Source organism: Photobacterium sp. BZF1 (assembly GCF_014349205.1).
GTDB lineage: Bacteria > Pseudomonadota > Gammaproteobacteria > Enterobacterales > Vibrionaceae > Photobacterium.
Genome location: NZ_JACSOF010000036.1, coordinates 31,269 through 46,731 on the forward strand (window position 1 = coordinate 31,269; position 15,463 = coordinate 46,731).

General features: G+C 51.0%; 9 protein-coding genes. 3 read left to right on the plus strand and 6 right to left on the minus strand.

The window, feature by feature from the left end; translation table 11 throughout:
- Nucleotides 1-188: 188 nt before the first annotated feature.
- A complete protein-coding gene (locus tag BIZ37_RS10205) occupies nucleotides 189-2,429 on the minus strand; it encodes a patatin-like phospholipase family protein (RefSeq protein ID WP_370577330.1) in 2,241 nt (746 codons plus the stop codon).
- Nucleotides 2,430-2,560: 131 nt separating this feature from the next.
- Here BIZ37_RS10205 and BIZ37_RS10210 point away from each other — a divergent pair, with 131 nt between their 5' ends.
- From BIZ37_RS10210 to BIZ37_RS10220, 3 genes are all read left to right on the plus strand, one after another.
- A complete protein-coding gene (locus tag BIZ37_RS10210; protein WP_187461410.1) occupies nucleotides 2,561-4,477 on the plus strand; it encodes a methyl-accepting chemotaxis protein in 1,917 nt (638 codons plus the stop codon).
- Nucleotides 4,478-4,751: 274 nt separating this feature from the next.
- Entirely contained in the window at nucleotides 4,752-6,815 is a 2,064-nt protein-coding gene (locus BIZ37_RS10215; protein WP_187461411.1) for an LruC domain-containing protein, read from the plus strand.
- Between the two features lie 97 nt (nucleotides 6,816-6,912).
- Nucleotides 6,913-7,332: a hypothetical protein gene (locus BIZ37_RS10220; RefSeq protein WP_187461412.1), complete on the plus strand. Its 420-nt coding sequence runs from the start codon at nucleotides 6,913-6,915 to the stop codon at nucleotides 7,330-7,332.
- Between the two features lie 159 nt (nucleotides 7,333-7,491).
- Here the strand turns inward: BIZ37_RS10220 and lpdA are convergent, their stop codons facing one another.
- The 5 genes from lpdA to ampD form a co-directional block, all read right to left on the minus strand.
- Complete coding sequence (lpdA, locus tag BIZ37_RS10225) at nucleotides 7,492-8,922, minus strand: dihydrolipoyl dehydrogenase (RefSeq protein ID WP_107301141.1); 1,431 nt, start codon at nucleotides 8,920-8,922, stop codon at nucleotides 7,492-7,494.
- A gap of 185 nt (nucleotides 8,923-9,107) precedes the next feature.
- The gene (gene aceF / locus BIZ37_RS10230) at nucleotides 9,108-10,985 is read right to left on the minus strand and encodes a pyruvate dehydrogenase complex dihydrolipoyllysine-residue acetyltransferase (protein WP_187461413.1); all 1,878 of its coding nucleotides are present in this window, start codon (nucleotides 10,983-10,985) and stop codon (nucleotides 9,108-9,110) included.
- A 14-nt stretch (nucleotides 10,986-10,999) separates the two neighbouring features.
- Nucleotides 11,000-13,663 carry a pyruvate dehydrogenase (acetyl-transferring), homodimeric type gene (gene aceE, locus BIZ37_RS10235; RefSeq protein WP_107300055.1) on the minus strand — a complete coding sequence of 888 codons (2,664 nt, stop codon included), beginning with the start codon at nucleotides 13,661-13,663 and terminating at the stop codon, nucleotides 11,000-11,002.
- An 82-nt stretch (nucleotides 13,664-13,745) separates the two neighbouring features.
- Complete coding sequence (pdhR, locus tag BIZ37_RS10240; RefSeq protein WP_107300054.1) at nucleotides 13,746-14,519, minus strand: pyruvate dehydrogenase complex transcriptional repressor PdhR; 774 nt, start codon at nucleotides 14,517-14,519, stop codon at nucleotides 13,746-13,748.
- Between the two features lie 314 nt (nucleotides 14,520-14,833).
- Entirely contained in the window at nucleotides 14,834-15,388 is a 555-nt protein-coding gene (gene ampD / locus BIZ37_RS10245) for a 1,6-anhydro-N-acetylmuramyl-L-alanine amidase AmpD (RefSeq protein ID WP_187461414.1), read from the minus strand.
- Nucleotides 15,389-15,463 lie beyond the last annotated feature (75 nt).

A 15,463-nucleotide genomic window follows, 5' to 3' on the forward strand; every position in this document is an offset into this window, starting at 1 on the left:
TTATTCCTTCTGTCACATAAGAAATGTTACTATTTCAGCCAACGGAGACCAAAACCGTTCATCGAGCATACCAGATTTAACGTAATATTAAAATCCGGTCGTTTTTTACAACATTCACAAATTTTGAATAAATGTAAGCAACTGTTGAGCCCACCGTTGGCTTTTTACCTTGATATCAGCCTGTTAAATTACAGTGCCCCGCCAAAGAAGACATAAAATGCATGGTTTGACTGCTCGGTGCGCCCATAGGCTAAGATCAGTGGTCCCATCGGAGTGGTGATACCTGAGTACAAACTACCCGCGGTGTAAAGCGGTACATCCTTGAAATCCAGGTCGGGATCGTTGTATATCCCGCCGTACTCTAACGAGCCACCGAAGAAGACCGAAGACTTGAATAGGCCAAAATCTTGCTCCATCAGGTTGTAGCGGTAAATTGCTGCACCAAAGAGTTTGTTGTTACCCGATAGGCTATTTTTCGGGATCCCGGACAGGTTGAGAAAGCCCCCCAGCTCTTTAGGATCAAGCCTCAGGTCAAGGTCCGAGCGAATCCGGCCATATTCCAGCTTGCCCATGAAGGTATGGTCACCATAAGTCACAGCACCCTTCCAGTTTGCATCGATATGGACAGAAAAATCATCGAGCTCAACCCCAAATCTGCGAGCAACGTCTTCCGACCCAGCCAGCTCAAGCTCCAACAAGTTACCCTGCTTGGGCAACATGAAATCATCCAGGGTATCTAAGCTGTAGCGGATATAGCCAATTTGGCTCCTACGTTTTTGCACCCCAAACTCGGGGAACCCCAGCACTTCAGTTTCACCACTTAGGTAGCGCATGCCGATCCGGAATTCCTGCCAAAGTGTTGGCTGCCAGCCAAACGATGCATCAAAAACAGTATCGGTATAGGTGGCAGGAAAGAAGGAATCAATGTCTTCCAAAACAGGCTCGTCTTCATTGAGCGGGATATTGTAATCGGTATTCTTGTACTCGGCGCTTATTAGGGAAAACCAATCGTTGTCTTTGACAAACGGCAGGTAAAGCCCGGTGGCAATACGCTTGTCCGAGCCATACTCCAGCTCCGTACGCCACTCTGCCCCGGCCCGGCTCAGCCCGGTAACATTGAACGCTATACCGAAGGAATAATCGGTACTGTTTTCAAAATCATCCTCAAGGGCAAAACGGAAATCAATAAAGTTCGGTCCCCAGCTTTTTTCCCTTACATCGAGCAAAATGACATTCTCATCATCGATTTGCTCTATCCGGTAATCGACCCGCTCAAAGCGATCCAAGGCATAGAGGCTACGCACACTCTCATCAAGCTCTTCAGAGCTGATCACCTTGCCCGCCTCAAGTTGCAGGCGTCGCAGCAACACATCGTCGGAATAGCTACTATTGTTCTTCAGCCGTATCTCGTCCACGACCAGTTCGTCGAGCGGGACAAGCTGGCGGCGGCGAAGCTGTTTCTGGTCAATATAGTTCTGGAACCAGGTGCTGCGGCCAAGGTGGGCAAGCTCATCGGCCATTGCCATCACCTCGACATAACCGCTTTCGAAGGCCAAAGGCATCCGGGCAAAATCGGCGGTTTTAATACCCCTGATATTCGGCCGGATCAGGAAATCTTCATCCGACAGCAACGCAATCTGACGATCGGCATTATCACGCACCATAAAGTCTGTCAGCTGGTCCATCACCGCAAAATAACTGCTGAGCTCATCGCGCTTTTTGAATTCGTTGCTGATATCAACCGCAATAATGATATCGGCCCCCATGTTGCGCACGACCTCTATCGGCAGGTTGTCGGTGATGCCACCATCCACCAGCAACTTGCCATTGAGCTCTTTGGGTGGAAGTAGGCCAGGGATAGACATACTGGCCTGCATCACCTCAGCCAAATCGCCCTTATCAAGCACCACCGGCTCTAAGTTTTCGATATCTGTTGCCACCGCGCGGTATGGGATCACCAGTTGGTCAAAATTCTCGAACACCGGCAGGTTGCCTGATGTCGAGCGTAGGATCTCGCCCATCGTCTGGCCCTGTACGATCCCCCTCGGTGCCCTCACCTCCCAAAAGCCAAAGCCCAACTCGCTGCTTACCTGGTATCGGTCTTCCTGCTGCTTTTCCCGCACCCGGCGGTCGCCGCGTTTCACCCTGTCCTGGTAGCCCTGTTCCCAGTCGACACTGGTCAGCAGGGCTTCAATCTCATCGGCACTCATCCCGGTGGCGTAAAGCCCACCGACATAGGCCCCCATACTGGTACCGGCGATATAATCCACCGGGATCTGGAGATCCTCCAGCGCTTTAAGCACACCGATATGGGCGGCACCTTTGGCCCCGCCGCCGCCCAGCACCACCCCCACCTTCGGGCGCTCTTCGGCAAACGCGAAAGAAGAAAAAGTTACGCTGAACAAGCACAAAAATGTGATACTTAGCACTAAAGTTCTGCAACAGGAGTGCAGATAACATAACACGCTGTGAGTTGCCGCAAATGGCTGTTCTTGAGTCATGGGCTACTTATTCCGTGAACGCACTTACGTTCACATCTTCAGACAAAACTATAAAGACTATGAAGTTCAACCAATTCACAATCAAACAAAAGCTGATCCTAGCTATGGTCCTTGCGGTTCTCGCTTCTACCTTGCTAGTTGGCATTATTAGCCAAAAACAATCTAGGCAAGTGGTCGAAAACCGGTTAATGCAGTCGGAGCTTCCCGCTACCCTGCTACAAATCCGCAATACCATTGATAAAGAAGTGTCACTGATGCTGGCGGCTGCCGAGCAGCTGGCCTCCAGCCGTTTTATTACCGACCTTTATCATGATGGTAGAACGCAAGCCGATGAAAACAAAATCATCCAGCGGCTGAATGATATCAAAAACCAATACCAATTGTTCGATGCCTCAGTTGCTGATCGTACCAGTGGTGATTACTGGAACCAGAACGGTTTTCTGCGTCGTTTGACCCCACAGCAAGATGCCTGGTTCTATAACTTCACCCAATCAGGCCAAGCCCGTTCATTAAGTGTATTCCGCGAGAATAACGGCGATGTGAAGCTATTCGTTAACTACCAGCAATTACACGGTAAAGGCATGGCCGGACTCTCTAAGTCGCTGGGTGAGATGGTGCGCTTTATCAACCAATTCCAATTGGAGCAAAGCGGCTTTGTATTCCTTACCGATAGCCAAGGCCTAGTCCAAATCCACCGAGACAAAGGCGTAATGGGTAAAATGAAGCTATCAAACCTCTATGGCGCCCAGGCAGCAGCAAGTTTGATGGCTAAAGACGATTTCAATATTGTCCAGCACACTATCAATGGCAAAGATGTATTGGTGGCCACCAGCTACATCCCATCCATGGATTGGTATGTTGTGGCCCAACTGCCCCTTGAGGAAGCCTTTGCCGAGCTCAACCAAGCTCGTCAGCAAATCATGCTGTGGACGGCCGGTATCGCGGCAGTCTTCGTCTTGCTGGCTATCTGGTTAGGTACCAACATCACCCAGCCAATTGCACGCCTAGCGGCAATGTTCAAGGATCTTGGTGAAGGTGAAGGGGATCTGCGCCATCGTATTGAAGTAGCAGGCAACGATGAAATTGCCCAGCTGTCATCAGGCTTCAATAGCTTTATCGGCAAAATCCATTATTCCGTGAAAGAAGTGGCCGAAACCGGGAACAGCCTGCGTGAAGCTGCGGAATCTGTCGCCCATCAGGCGGAAATTACCCTAGATACCAGCCACAGCCAACGTGACCGTACCCTACAGGTTGTTACTGCCATCAATGAGATGGGAGCGACTGTCAACGAAATCGCCAGCAATGCCGCGCAGGCAGCCGATGCCGCGCACAATGCCGAGAACGAAACCCAGAGCGGCCAGCAGGTAGTCAGCCAGGCCCGTGACACCATCAACCAACTGTCCAATGATGTCACTCAGGTCAGCGAGGTGATTGAATCACTTGCCAGCAACACCCAAGCGATCGGCAGCATCCTTGATGTGATCCGTGGGATTTCCGAGCAAACTAACCTGCTGGCGCTCAACGCCGCCATAGAAGCTGCCCGCGCCGGTGAGCAAGGCCGAGGCTTTGCCGTTGTGGCCGATGAGGTCCGTAGCCTCGCTAGCCGTACGGCAGATTCGACCGATGAAATCCAAGCTATGATCAATCGCCTGCAAGAAGAAGCGAGCAATGCGGTCAATGCCATGGTGCAGAGCCGCCAGTTGACCTCCGACGGTGTATCAGCAGCAGATGAAGCATCAGGTGCCCTATTGTCGATATCTGATCGTATCACCCTGATTTCAGACATGAACACCCAGGTGGCAACGGCAACCGAAGAGCAGTCAACCGTGGTTAGCGATATCAACTGCAACATTGAAGATATCAACGAGACGACCCAGCGCACTGCAGATACGGCTTCTCAACTGGCGCAATCAAGCCAAGAACTGCGTGACCTATCCAAGCGCCTGGATGATATGGTTGGCACCTTCAAGCTTTAACAGCAAAACGGGTAAGTACGATTAAAATCAGTACTTTTTTATCCTAAGGAGGGCAAAATGCTCTCCTTTTTTATCTTTACCTTCCACCGTCAGTTCCCCAAACATCTACAGAATGCATCGCAAGATACAAAACCACTCCCTGTTGCCTTCCAAGAAATTGCAAAAGCAAATCCCCCAATAGCCATAAAAAGAAAAACAACCAAACAAAAACAATAACTTAAAAACATGGCATCAAAGTTGATTTGAACCTGTCAGCCATAGGGGGATTTTTGTAATGGATAAAAAAATTTTACTTTCAGTAGTGCCTTTTTTGCTGTGGAGCCAACACGGCCACAGCGCAGCTTTTGATACCTGCCCGTATACCGCCTTCCTGATGCAAGATGAGCAGACCAATGTATACGGCGTTAACCTGCTCACAGGTGCCTACCAGACCCTGCAAACGGATATTGGTCAAACAGGGAACCTCAATGCTGCCGGTTACAATGAAACCGACAACTTCATCTATGCCTTCAACACAACCCAGAAAAAAGTGGTTCAGGTAGGTAACGACTTCAAGGCAACGACCCTGCCGGTTACCGGCCTGCCTAACTCCACTTTCTTTGTCGGGGATGTCGCCAATAATACCTACTACCTTTACCGCTCCGGTTTGTATACCATCCCGCTCGACGAGAGTAGCCCAAACTACCTCAAGGCCAGCAAAATTGAAGGTAGTGATGGCAACATGAAGCTGACGGATTTCGCCTTCCACCCCGAAGATGGCAACATCTACGCGGTCGACAACAAACAAGGCCACCTCTACCGTATCAACCCTGCCAATGGCAGCAAGGTGATCCTGGGTAATACCGGCGTAACCGGTACCTTTGGGGCAGCCTACTTCGAAGCTAGCGGTAATTTTTACTTCAGCCGTAATCAGGACGGTATCATCTTTACCGTTGATATTTCGGACCCTAGCAATATCAATCCTACAGCCTCCCAATTTGCGGCTGGTCCCAAGTCAGGACTCAATGACGGTGTGCGCTGTGCTTCGGCACCGGTGGCTATCGAATCTATCGACTTGGGTGACGCGCCCGACAGCTACCAAACCTCGGTCGATAACAACGGTGCCAGACACGACCTCAGCAACAATACCTTGTTCCTTGGTGGTGTTGCCCCGGACAGCGAGTCAATACCCGGCAGCAGTGACGATGCCACAGGGGTAGACGACGAAGACGGCGTGATCCTGACTAACTTACAAGGCGGCGAATCAGCCATTGCCAACATTACCGCCAGCGGCGCCGGCTTCCTCAATGCCTGGATCGACTGGAACAAAGATGGCGACTTTGCCGACAGCAATGAGCAGATTTTTAGCGGCCAAGCACTGAGCGCTGGCATGAACGCTCTGGTCATCAATGTACCCAGCTCAGTCTCTGCTGGCGAAACCTGGGCCCGCTTCCGCTTCAGCAGCGCCGAGGAGCTCCCGGCCTTCGGTGGTGCCCCGGATGGTGAGGTAGAAGATTACCAAGTCACACTCGAAGATGCCCTGTTCAGTACCGCAAACTATGGCCCGTTTACAGCTGCTTTCGAGGACAGCTGGCCGCGTGAAGGCGACTACGATCTCAATGATGTGGTGATGCGTTACCAAGTCGAAGTGAAATCCGATCAAGCCGATAATGCCAAGCAAATAAAGATTTCGGGTACCCTGCAAGCTCTGGGGGCGGATTACCAGAACGGCTTCGGCATCCACCTTCCCTCACTCGCCCGCAGTGCCGCAGACGAAGGTAATATCGTCTTCCTCGTCAACGGGCAGCCGGTTAACCGCTCACCGCTAGAGGCAGGGCAAGGCAACGTGGTATTGATCATCTCGGAGAACCTGACTGCCGACACCCAATCAAGCTGCCGCTTCCACCGTACCCTGGAAAACTGCCAGGAAGTTGAACGCTTCAACTTCTCTGTCACCGTTCCGCTGGACGACGGCATTAGCACAGGCTCGTTGCCCAACGCACCTTTTGACCCATTTATTTTCGCAGTCGAGGGCTTTAACCACGGTGCAGGTACTTCGATCGGACGCGGGCTGGAAATCCACCTCGATGACTTCGAGCCAACCCAACTTGGTAACCCTAGTCTGGAACTGATGGGCGACTTCGACGACCGTAGTAACTTAGGCACTGGCAGTCTGTACCGAACCGAGAACGGCCTACCATGGGGCTTCATCCTCACCGAGAACTGGGCCCACCCTGAAGAGCAGGTCGACATGCTACTGGCCTACCCGCGCTTTTTCGATTACTGCACAACCGGTGATCACCCTGACTGGTTTATTTCAGAGAAACGGGTCAGCCAGCACCTATATGGCCTGGAATAACTCTGGCTGCAATGTTCAAGCTTTGAATTCAGGAATATAACAAGAGGATTTGATGATGAAACACTACAAGCAGATACTTTGCAGCTCGTTATTAGCTTTGGGTCTCACTGCATGCGGCGGCGGCGGAGGTGGAGACAGTGCCTCTTCTGGCAGCTCTCCTGCCGATAGTGGTGTGGGCAGCGATGAGCCGGTCACCATGGCAAGCATCAAGGTTGCACCGGGCTACGACTTCACTACCAGCCAGCAACTTGAAGTTAACGTCGATGTCAGCTCTGTGACCGACCAGCGCGCCTACATCGCCTTCTACCAGGACTGGAGCGGGAGCGACAACGCTCCTATCCCTAACCCGGACTCCCAGTTGCTAATGAAGGTCACCGACAACGGCACGCTCAGCCAGACCCTGACCATCGGCAAACAGCAACAGTCGCTGCTGATGGTAGTAATGTTCGCCGATACCAGTATCAGCCCTGTTACCGATGTGTTTGCAGTGGATGGCGAGGGATATGCGTATCCGTAGAGAGGGTCCTGGGTCCTGCTGGCAACATTCGCTACACACTCAATAACTATCAAGCTCTTTCTTTTGATTTTCCTAGGACCAAGGGCCTGCTTTTCCTAGGCCCTAACGTCAAAAAAGCGCCCTAGGGCGCTTTTTTCATATCTTTCAAAGCAGCAAGAATTACTTCTTACGCTTAACCGCTTTCGGGTTAGGAAGGTCAGTGATTGAACCTTCGAATACCTCTGCAGCCAGGCCAACAGATTCGTGTAGCGTTGGGTGAGCGTGGATAGTCAGAGCGATATCCTCTGCATCACAGCCCATCTCGATCGCTAGACCGATTTCACCCAGCAGCTCACCACCGTTAGTACCTACGATAGCACCACCGATAACACGGTGAGTGTCTTTGTCGAAGATCATCTTCGTCATACCGTCTGCACAGTCAGAAGCGATTGCACGGCCAGAAGCTGCCCATGGGAATGTCGCCACTTCGTAGTTGATGCCTTCAGCTTTTGCTTCTTTCTCGGTCTTACCAACCCATGCCACTTCTGGCTCGGTGTAAGCGATTGAAGGAATAACTTTAGGGTCGAAGTAGTGCTTCTTGCCAGAGATAACTTCAGCGGCTACGTGGCCTTCATGCACACCTTTGTGAGCAAGCATTGGCTGGCCAACGATGTCACCGATAGCGTGGATGTGGGCAACGTTAGTACGCATCTGCTTGTCAACGTTGATGAAGCCGCGCTCGTCAACTTCGATACCCGCTTTCTCTGCATCGATCAGCTTACCGTTTGGTACACGGCCGATTGCCACAAGAACAGCGTCGTAACGTACTGGCTCAGCAGGTGCTTTCTTACCTTCCATTGATACGTAGATACCGTCTTCACGCGCTTCAACAGCGGTGACTTTGGTTTCTAGCATCAGGTTGAATTTCTTCTTGATGCGCTTGGTGAAGACTTTAACGATGTCTTTGTCAGCTGCAGGGATAACCTGGTCGAACATCTCAACCACGTCGATCTCTGAACCCAGCGCGTGGTATACCGTACCCATCTCAAGGCCGATGATACCGCCACCCATGACAAGTAGCTTCTCAGGAACTTCTTTCAGCTCAAGCGCGTCAGTTGAGTCCCAGATACGTGGGTCTTCGTGCGGGATGAACGGTAGCTCGATAGGACGAGAACCTGCCGCAACGATAGCGTTGTCGAAGTTGATAGTCGTTTGACCTTCTTCGCCTTCCACAACGATAGTGTTAGGACCAGTAAACTTACCGTAACCGTTAACTACGTTAACTTTACGCATCTTAGCCATGCCGCCAAGACCGCCAGTTAGCTGGTTGATTACTTTTTCTTTCCATAGACGGATCTTGGAGATATCAGTCTGTGGTTCACCAAATACGATACCGTGATCGGCCATCGCTTTAGCTTCTTCGATTACTTTAGCAACGTGAAGCAGGGCTTTAGATGGGATACAGCCCACGTTTAGACATACACCACCTAGCGTGCTGTATTTTTCGATTAGAACCGTGTCTAGGCCTAGGTCGGCGCAACGGAATGCCGCAGAGTATCCTGCAGGGCCTGAACCCAACACCACTACCTGGGCTTTAATTTCTTTACTCATCATGACCTCGTTGTAAGTCTTTTATCCCTAACAGGCTAAGTATTCGTGTTCTACTTTTTTTTGTTTCAGCTGGCTAACGATTTTACAGAGGTGTTAACAAACTGAAAAGTAAATTGCTATAGCCTGTGAGCTACACAACACTTCCATGCCCGCTTTTGCAGGCATGGAGGTTGGGTTAGGAAACCTTAAAGTACCAGACGGCGAATGTCAGACAGACACGCGTTCAGGTATGTGATGAAGCGAGCACCTTCCGCGCCATCGATCACACGGTGGTCGTATGATAGAGACAGAGGAAGCTGTAGGCGTGGTTCGAACTCTTTGCCGTTCCACACAGGCTTCATTTCAGACTTAGATACACCCAGGATACCAACTTCTGGTGCATTCACGATTGGTGTGAACGCAGTACCGCCGATACCGCCTAGGCTTGAGATAGTGAAACAGCCACCCTGCATGTCAGCAGCAGTTAGCTTGCCAGCACGTGCCTTCTTAGACACTGCCATTAGCTCTTCAGATAGCTCGTAAATGCCTTTCTTGTTCACGTCTTTGAAGACAGGAACAACTAGGCCGTTTGGTGTATCAACAGCGATACCCACGTTTACGTACTTCTTCAGGATCAAGCTTTCGTTGTCTTCAGACAGCGAAGAGTTGAACGCTGGGAAGGCTTCAAGCGCTTTCGCTACCGCTTTCATGATGAATACAAGCGGAGTGATCTTCATGCCAGTATCTTTCTTCGCTTCGATAGCATTCTGCTCTTTACGGAATGCTTCTAGCTCAGTGATGTCTGCGTTGTCCCACTGTGTAACGTGAGGGATCATTACCCAGTTACGGTGCAGGTTGGCGCCAGAGATCTTCTTGATGCGAGATAGAGGCTTAGTTTCAGTCTCACCGAACTTGCTGAAGTCAACTTTCGGCCATGGTAGTAGGCCAAGTGCAGAGCCGTCGCCCTTGCCAGATGCCGCAGCACCAGACTCAAGACGCTTAAGTGCTTCTTTAACGAAGTTCTGAACGTCTTCTTTCAGGATACGGTTCTTACGGCCAGTACCTTTAACCTTAGACAGGTTAACACCGAACTCGCGAGCTAGACGGCGAACAACTGGAGACGCGTGAGCGTACTCGTTGTTTTCCTGGAAGTCGCCAGTCGAAGCTGGTGCTGCCGCCGCAGGAGCTGCTGCTGGAGCAGGTGCCGCTGCTGGCGCTGGAGCTGCTGCCGCAGGAGCCGCTGCAGGTGCTGCGCCTGCTACCTCGAATACCATGATTAGCGAGCCAGTTGACACTTTGTCGCCAGCTGCAATCTTGATTTCTTTAACCTTACCAGCGAACGGTGCAGGTACTTCCATAGAAGCCTTGTCACCTTCTACAGTGATAAGAGACTGCTCTTCTTCAATCATGTCGCCAACAGCTACCATGATTTCAGTCACTTCTACTTCGTCGCCACCGATGTCCGGTACGTTAACTTCTTTGTCAGCTGCCGCTGCAGGAGCTGCCGCTGGCGCTTCTACTGCTGCTGGAGCTGCTGCAGGTGCAGAGCCTGCAGTTTCGAAGATCATGATTAGAGAGCCAGTCGATACTTTATCGCCTGCCGCTACTTTGATCTCTTTTAGGGTACCGGCGAATGGTGCTGGTACTTCCATTGATGCCTTGTCGCCTTCAACAGTAAGAAGAGACTGCTCTTCTTCGATGCTGTCGCCAACGGCTACCATGATTTCGGTCACTTCAACTTCGTCACCACCGATGTCCGGTACGTGAACTTCTTTCAGTTCAGCCGCTGCTGCTGGAGCTGGAGCAGCAGGCGCTGCTTCAGCCGCAGGAGCAGGTGCTGCAGCTGCAGCACCCTCGGCTTCGAAAATCATGATTAGAGAACCGGTAGAAACCTTGTCGCCTTCAGCCACTTTGATTTCTTTAACGATACCCGCCTGAGAAGCTGGTACTTCCATAGAAGCCTTGTCGCCTTCTACAGTGATCAGAGACTGCTCTTCTTCAACCTTGTCGCCAACGCTAACAAGAATCTCAGTTACTTCAACCTCATCCGCACCGATGTCAGGTACATTAATTTCGATTGCCATGTTTAATTTGCCTCTTACGCGTATAGCGGGTTGATCTTGTCAGCGTCGATGTCGAACTTCGCGATTGCTTCAGCAATTACAGATTTCTCAACATCACCACGCTTAGCCAGTTCAGTCAGTGCAGCAACAACTACGTAGCCAGCGTTAACTTCGAAGTGGCGGCGTAGGTTCGCACGGCTGTCAGAGCGGCCGAAACCGTCAGTACCAAGTACTTTGAAAGACTCAGAAGGCATGAACGCGCGAACTTGTTCTGCGTAGTTCTTCATGTAGTCAGTTGCAGCGATTGCAGGCTCAGTGCCCATAACCTGTGCGATGTACGGTACTTTCGCTTCAGCTTCTGGGTGAAGCATGTTGAAGCGCTCTACGTCTTGACCTTCACGGGTTAGTTCGTTGAAAGACGTCACAGAGTAGATGTCAGAAGCGATACCGTAGTCGTCGCTTAGGATCTGTGCTGCTTTACGAACTTCGTTCATGATGGTGCCCGAGCTCATTAGCTGAACTTTAGACTTATCACCCGCGTAAGATTCTAGCTTGTAGATACCCTTACGGATGCCTTCTTCAGCGCCTTCTGGCATTGCTGGCATCGCGTAGTTTTCGTTCATTACCGTTAGGTAGTAGAACACGTTCTCTTGCTCGCCGTACATGCGACGGATACCGTCTTGCATGATCACAGCAACTTCGTAAGCGAACGTTGGGTCGTAAGAGATACAGTTAGGAACAGTGTTAGCCATGATGTGGCTGTGACCGTCTTCGTGCTGTAGACCTTCGCCGTTCAGGGTAGTACGACCTGCTGTCGCACCCAGTAGGAAACCACGCGCCTGCTGGTCACCTGCCATCCACGCCATGTCGCCCACACGCTGGAAGCCGAACATTGAGTAGTAGATGTAGAACGGGATCATTGGAAGATCGTTGGTGCTGTATGACGTTGCCGCAGCAACCCATGAAGACATTGCACCTAGCTCGTTGATACCTTCCTGTAGTACCTGGCCCGAAGTCGCTTCTTTGTAGTAAGAAACGATGTCACGGTCCTGCGGAGTGTACTGCTGGCCGTGCGGGTTGTAGATACCGATTTGACGGAACAGGCCTTCCATACCGAAAGTACGTGCTTCGTCAGCAATGATAGGAACGATGTTCTTACCGATGTTCTTGTTCTTAAGTAGAACGTTTAGCGCACGAACGAATGCCATAGTTGTAGAGATGTCACGCTTCTGCTCTTCTAGCAGTGGCTTGAACTCTTCAACTTCAGGGATCACTAGTTCTTCAGTGAAGTTAGGCAGACGCTGTGGCGTGTAGCCGTGAAGTGCGTTACGACGAGCGTGTAGGTACTCGTGCTCTTTCGAACCTTCTTCCAGTTTCAGGTAAGGCAGGTTCTTCACTTCTTCGTCAGATACTAGGTCTTGTAGGCCTAGGCGGTCACGCAGGTGCATAACAGAAGACATGTCCATCTTCTTAACCTGGTGCGCAATGTTCTTGCCTTCCGCTGCTTCACCCATGCCGTAACCTTTAACAGTCTTAGCCAGGATAACAGTTGGACGGTCTTTGGTTTCTGCCGCGTTCTTGTAAGCTGCGTACAGCTTAGATGACTCGTGACCACCGCGCTTAAGCTCGAAGATCTGCTCGTCAGTCATGTCAGAAACTAGTGCAGCAGTTTCTGGGTACTTACCGAAGAAGTGCTCACGTACGTAAGCGCCGTCTTTCGACTTGAATGTCTGGTAGTCACCGTCGATAGTCTCGTTCATAAGCTGAAGCAGCTTACCAGAGGTGTCTTTCGCCAGTAGTGAATCCCAGTTGTTACCCCAGATAACTTTAACCACGTTCCAGCCAGCACCTTTGAATAGGCCTTCTAGCTCTTGGATGATCTTGCCGTTACCCATTACCGGGCCGTCAAGACGCTGTAGGTTACAGTTGATTAGGAAGCATAGGTTGTCCAGTTTCTCACGCGCAGCGAAAGAAATTGCACCACGTGATTCTGGCTCATCCATCTCACCGTCACCTAGGAACGCGTATACGCGCTGCTCTTTGGTATCTTTCAGGCCACGGCCGTCAAGGTACTTAAGGAAACGTGCTTGGTAGATAGCAGAGATTGGACCCAGACCCATAGATACGGTCGGGAACTGCCAGAACTCAGGCATTAGTTTAGGGTGCGGGTATGAAGGGATACCTTTACCGTCTACTTCCTGGCGGAAGTTGTCTAGCTGCTCTTCAGTCAGACGACCTTCAACGAATGCACGAGAGTAGATACCAGGGGCAATGTGGCCTTGGTAGTAAACTAGGTCACCACCGTCCTTCTCGTTCGGAGCACGGAAGAAGTGGTTGAAACAAGTCTCGTAAAACGCTGCAGCAGACTGGAATGAAGCCATGTGACCGCCAAGCTCAAGGTCTTTCTTAGAGCCACGCAGTACGATCATCGCTGCGTTCCAACGGATGATCGCGCGGATACGGCGCTCAAGCGTTGTGTCACCAGGGTAAGCTGGTTCTTGATCTGATGGGATGGTGTTGATGTAGTTGGTAGTGATACCGGTTGGCATATCTACGCCATCAAGACGAGCCTTGTCCAGTACTTGCTCAAGTAGGTACTGGGCGCGTTCTACACCTTCTTCACGAACGACTGACTCAAGGGCTGCTAGCCACTCTTGAGTTTCCAGTGCGTCCACGTCATTTTTCATGACTTCAGACATGCGATCTATCCTTTCGTTGATAATCTACAAAACTAACAATGTCGCGACTGTTTACTAGTGCCCTCGGCTTATATGAGGGGTACTAATCCAGCCCGTCCTTGCGTTGTTGAATGCGTCGAAGAGAGCGTTCTCGTCTACTGTCTTCACGCGATAAATCCAACAAGGTTTCCTCGATATAAGCCAAATGTGCATGCGATGCTTCGCGGGCCTGTACGGGCTCACCCGAAACAATCGCCTGGACAATGTTGGCTCGATGATTGCGCACCTTTTCCACCACTTCTGGGCGACGGTTCAGGAGCTCAAAGTTTTGTAATACGTTTTGCTCCAGCAGAGGGGCAAGGCTACGGATGATATGGAGCAATACCACGTTGTGAGCGGACTCGGTCACCGCTATCAGGTATTGCATCACGGCGGCGGCTTCGGCCGGCAAATCACCTTGCTGCTGGGCGTCCTGTATACGTGAATGGCAGTCACGGATACGGGTGAAATCTTCTTCGTTGCCGCGAAGGGCGGCGTAGTAGGCAGCCAGGCCCTCTAGGGCATGGCGCGACTCCAGCAAGTCTAGCTGGGTCTCGGGGTGGGCGGATAGGAGTTCCAACAGTGGCTCGGAAAAGCTCTGCCATAGCTTCTCGGTCACAAAGGTACCGCCACCCTGGCGGCGCGTGAGCAGTTTTTTTGCTTCTAGGCGCTGGATAGCTTCACGGACAGACGGGCGAGAAACATCGAATTGCTTGGCAAGCTCACGCTCAGGCGGCAGCTGCTGACCCGGGGATAGGATTCCCTCGAGGATCAGGTGCTCCAGTTCCTGCTCGATAGCATCGGAGAGCTTGGGTTGGCGGATTCGTTTATAAGTCATTCGTTATTCGTTCTTGGTTGTACTTATACGTTTCAAGGTAGTCCGGAATGCGGATAATTGGTATTACCAATTTAACTATGGAAGGAAAGTTTACAGAAATAATTGAGGATGTCTACCGACAACTTGATTGAAATCATAGAATGAGGGGTGATTTAACAAAAATTTCAAATTATGAAAACTTGTTAAAACATGACAAACACTAGTAGTCAACAGGGGTTAGGGCAATGTTTGACGAGAAAACAACCAATGGTCAGACCAATTATTTGTTACATTTTCTCGCCAGTTTTCCCATCAGCAGCCGCCCTGATTGGCGATTACTTGAGCAATATTGAAGACTTATAGGCAAGCCAATCAAATGCTAAACCTGGGTCGGTTTTGCGACCGGGGGCGATGAACTCATGGCCGGTGATCCGGCTGGCTTCCATGCGGGGGTAGTTATCGAGCAGCACCCAGGTGAGTGCGGCAAGGGTATCGTACTGGGCCTGGGTATAAGGCAGGGTGTCCGTTCCTTCCAGTTCTATCCCGATTGAATAGTCATTGCACTTGTCGCGGCCTGCAAATGTCGACACACCCGCATGCCAAGCCCGACAGTCAAACGGAACAAACTGGATAATATCGCCATTTCGCCTGATTAGACAGTGAGCCGAGACCCGAAAACCGGAAATTAACTCAAAATAGGGATGTTCGTCAGGTTTTAACGTGCCAGTAAATAGCTGTTCGATATAAGGCCCGCCGAACTGGCCCGGTGGCAAGCTGATATTATGTACAACCAGCAGCGATATATCGTCACTATCCGGCCGGGTATCAAAGAACGGCGAAGGCACATGCTTGACCCCTTCCAGCCAGTGGTTTTGATTGATTGTTAGCATTTTAGTTCCTGTGGTCCTGTGGTCCTGTGGTCCTGTGGTCCTGTGGTCCTGTGGTCCTGTGGTCCTGTGGTCCTG

Bases quoted from the DNA above. Each gene is read 5' to 3' on its own strand.
- BIZ37_RS10210 (WP_187461410.1), top strand. From the start codon at position 2,561: ATGAAGTTCAACCAATTCACAATCAAACAAAAGCTGATCCTAGCTATG.
- BIZ37_RS10215 (WP_187461411.1), top strand. From the start codon at position 4,752: ATGGATAAAAAAATTTTACTTTCAGTAGTGCCTTTTTTGCTGTGGAGC.
- lpdA (WP_107301141.1), bottom strand. From the start codon at position 8,922: ATGAGTAAAGAAATTAAAGCCCAGGTAGTGGTGTTGGGTTCAGGCCCT.
- aceF (WP_187461413.1), bottom strand. From the start codon at position 10,985: ATGGCAATCGAAATTAATGTACCTGACATCGGTGCGGATGAGGTTGAA.
- aceE (WP_107300055.1), bottom strand. From the start codon at position 13,663: ATGTCTGAAGTCATGAAAAATGACGTGGACGCACTGGAAACTCAAGAG.
- pdhR (WP_107300054.1), bottom strand. From the start codon at position 14,519: ATGACTTATAAACGAATCCGCCAACCCAAGCTCTCCGATGCTATCGAG.
- ampD (WP_187461414.1), bottom strand. From the start codon at position 15,388: ATGCTAACAATCAATCAAAACCACTGGCTGGAAGGGGTCAAGCATGTG.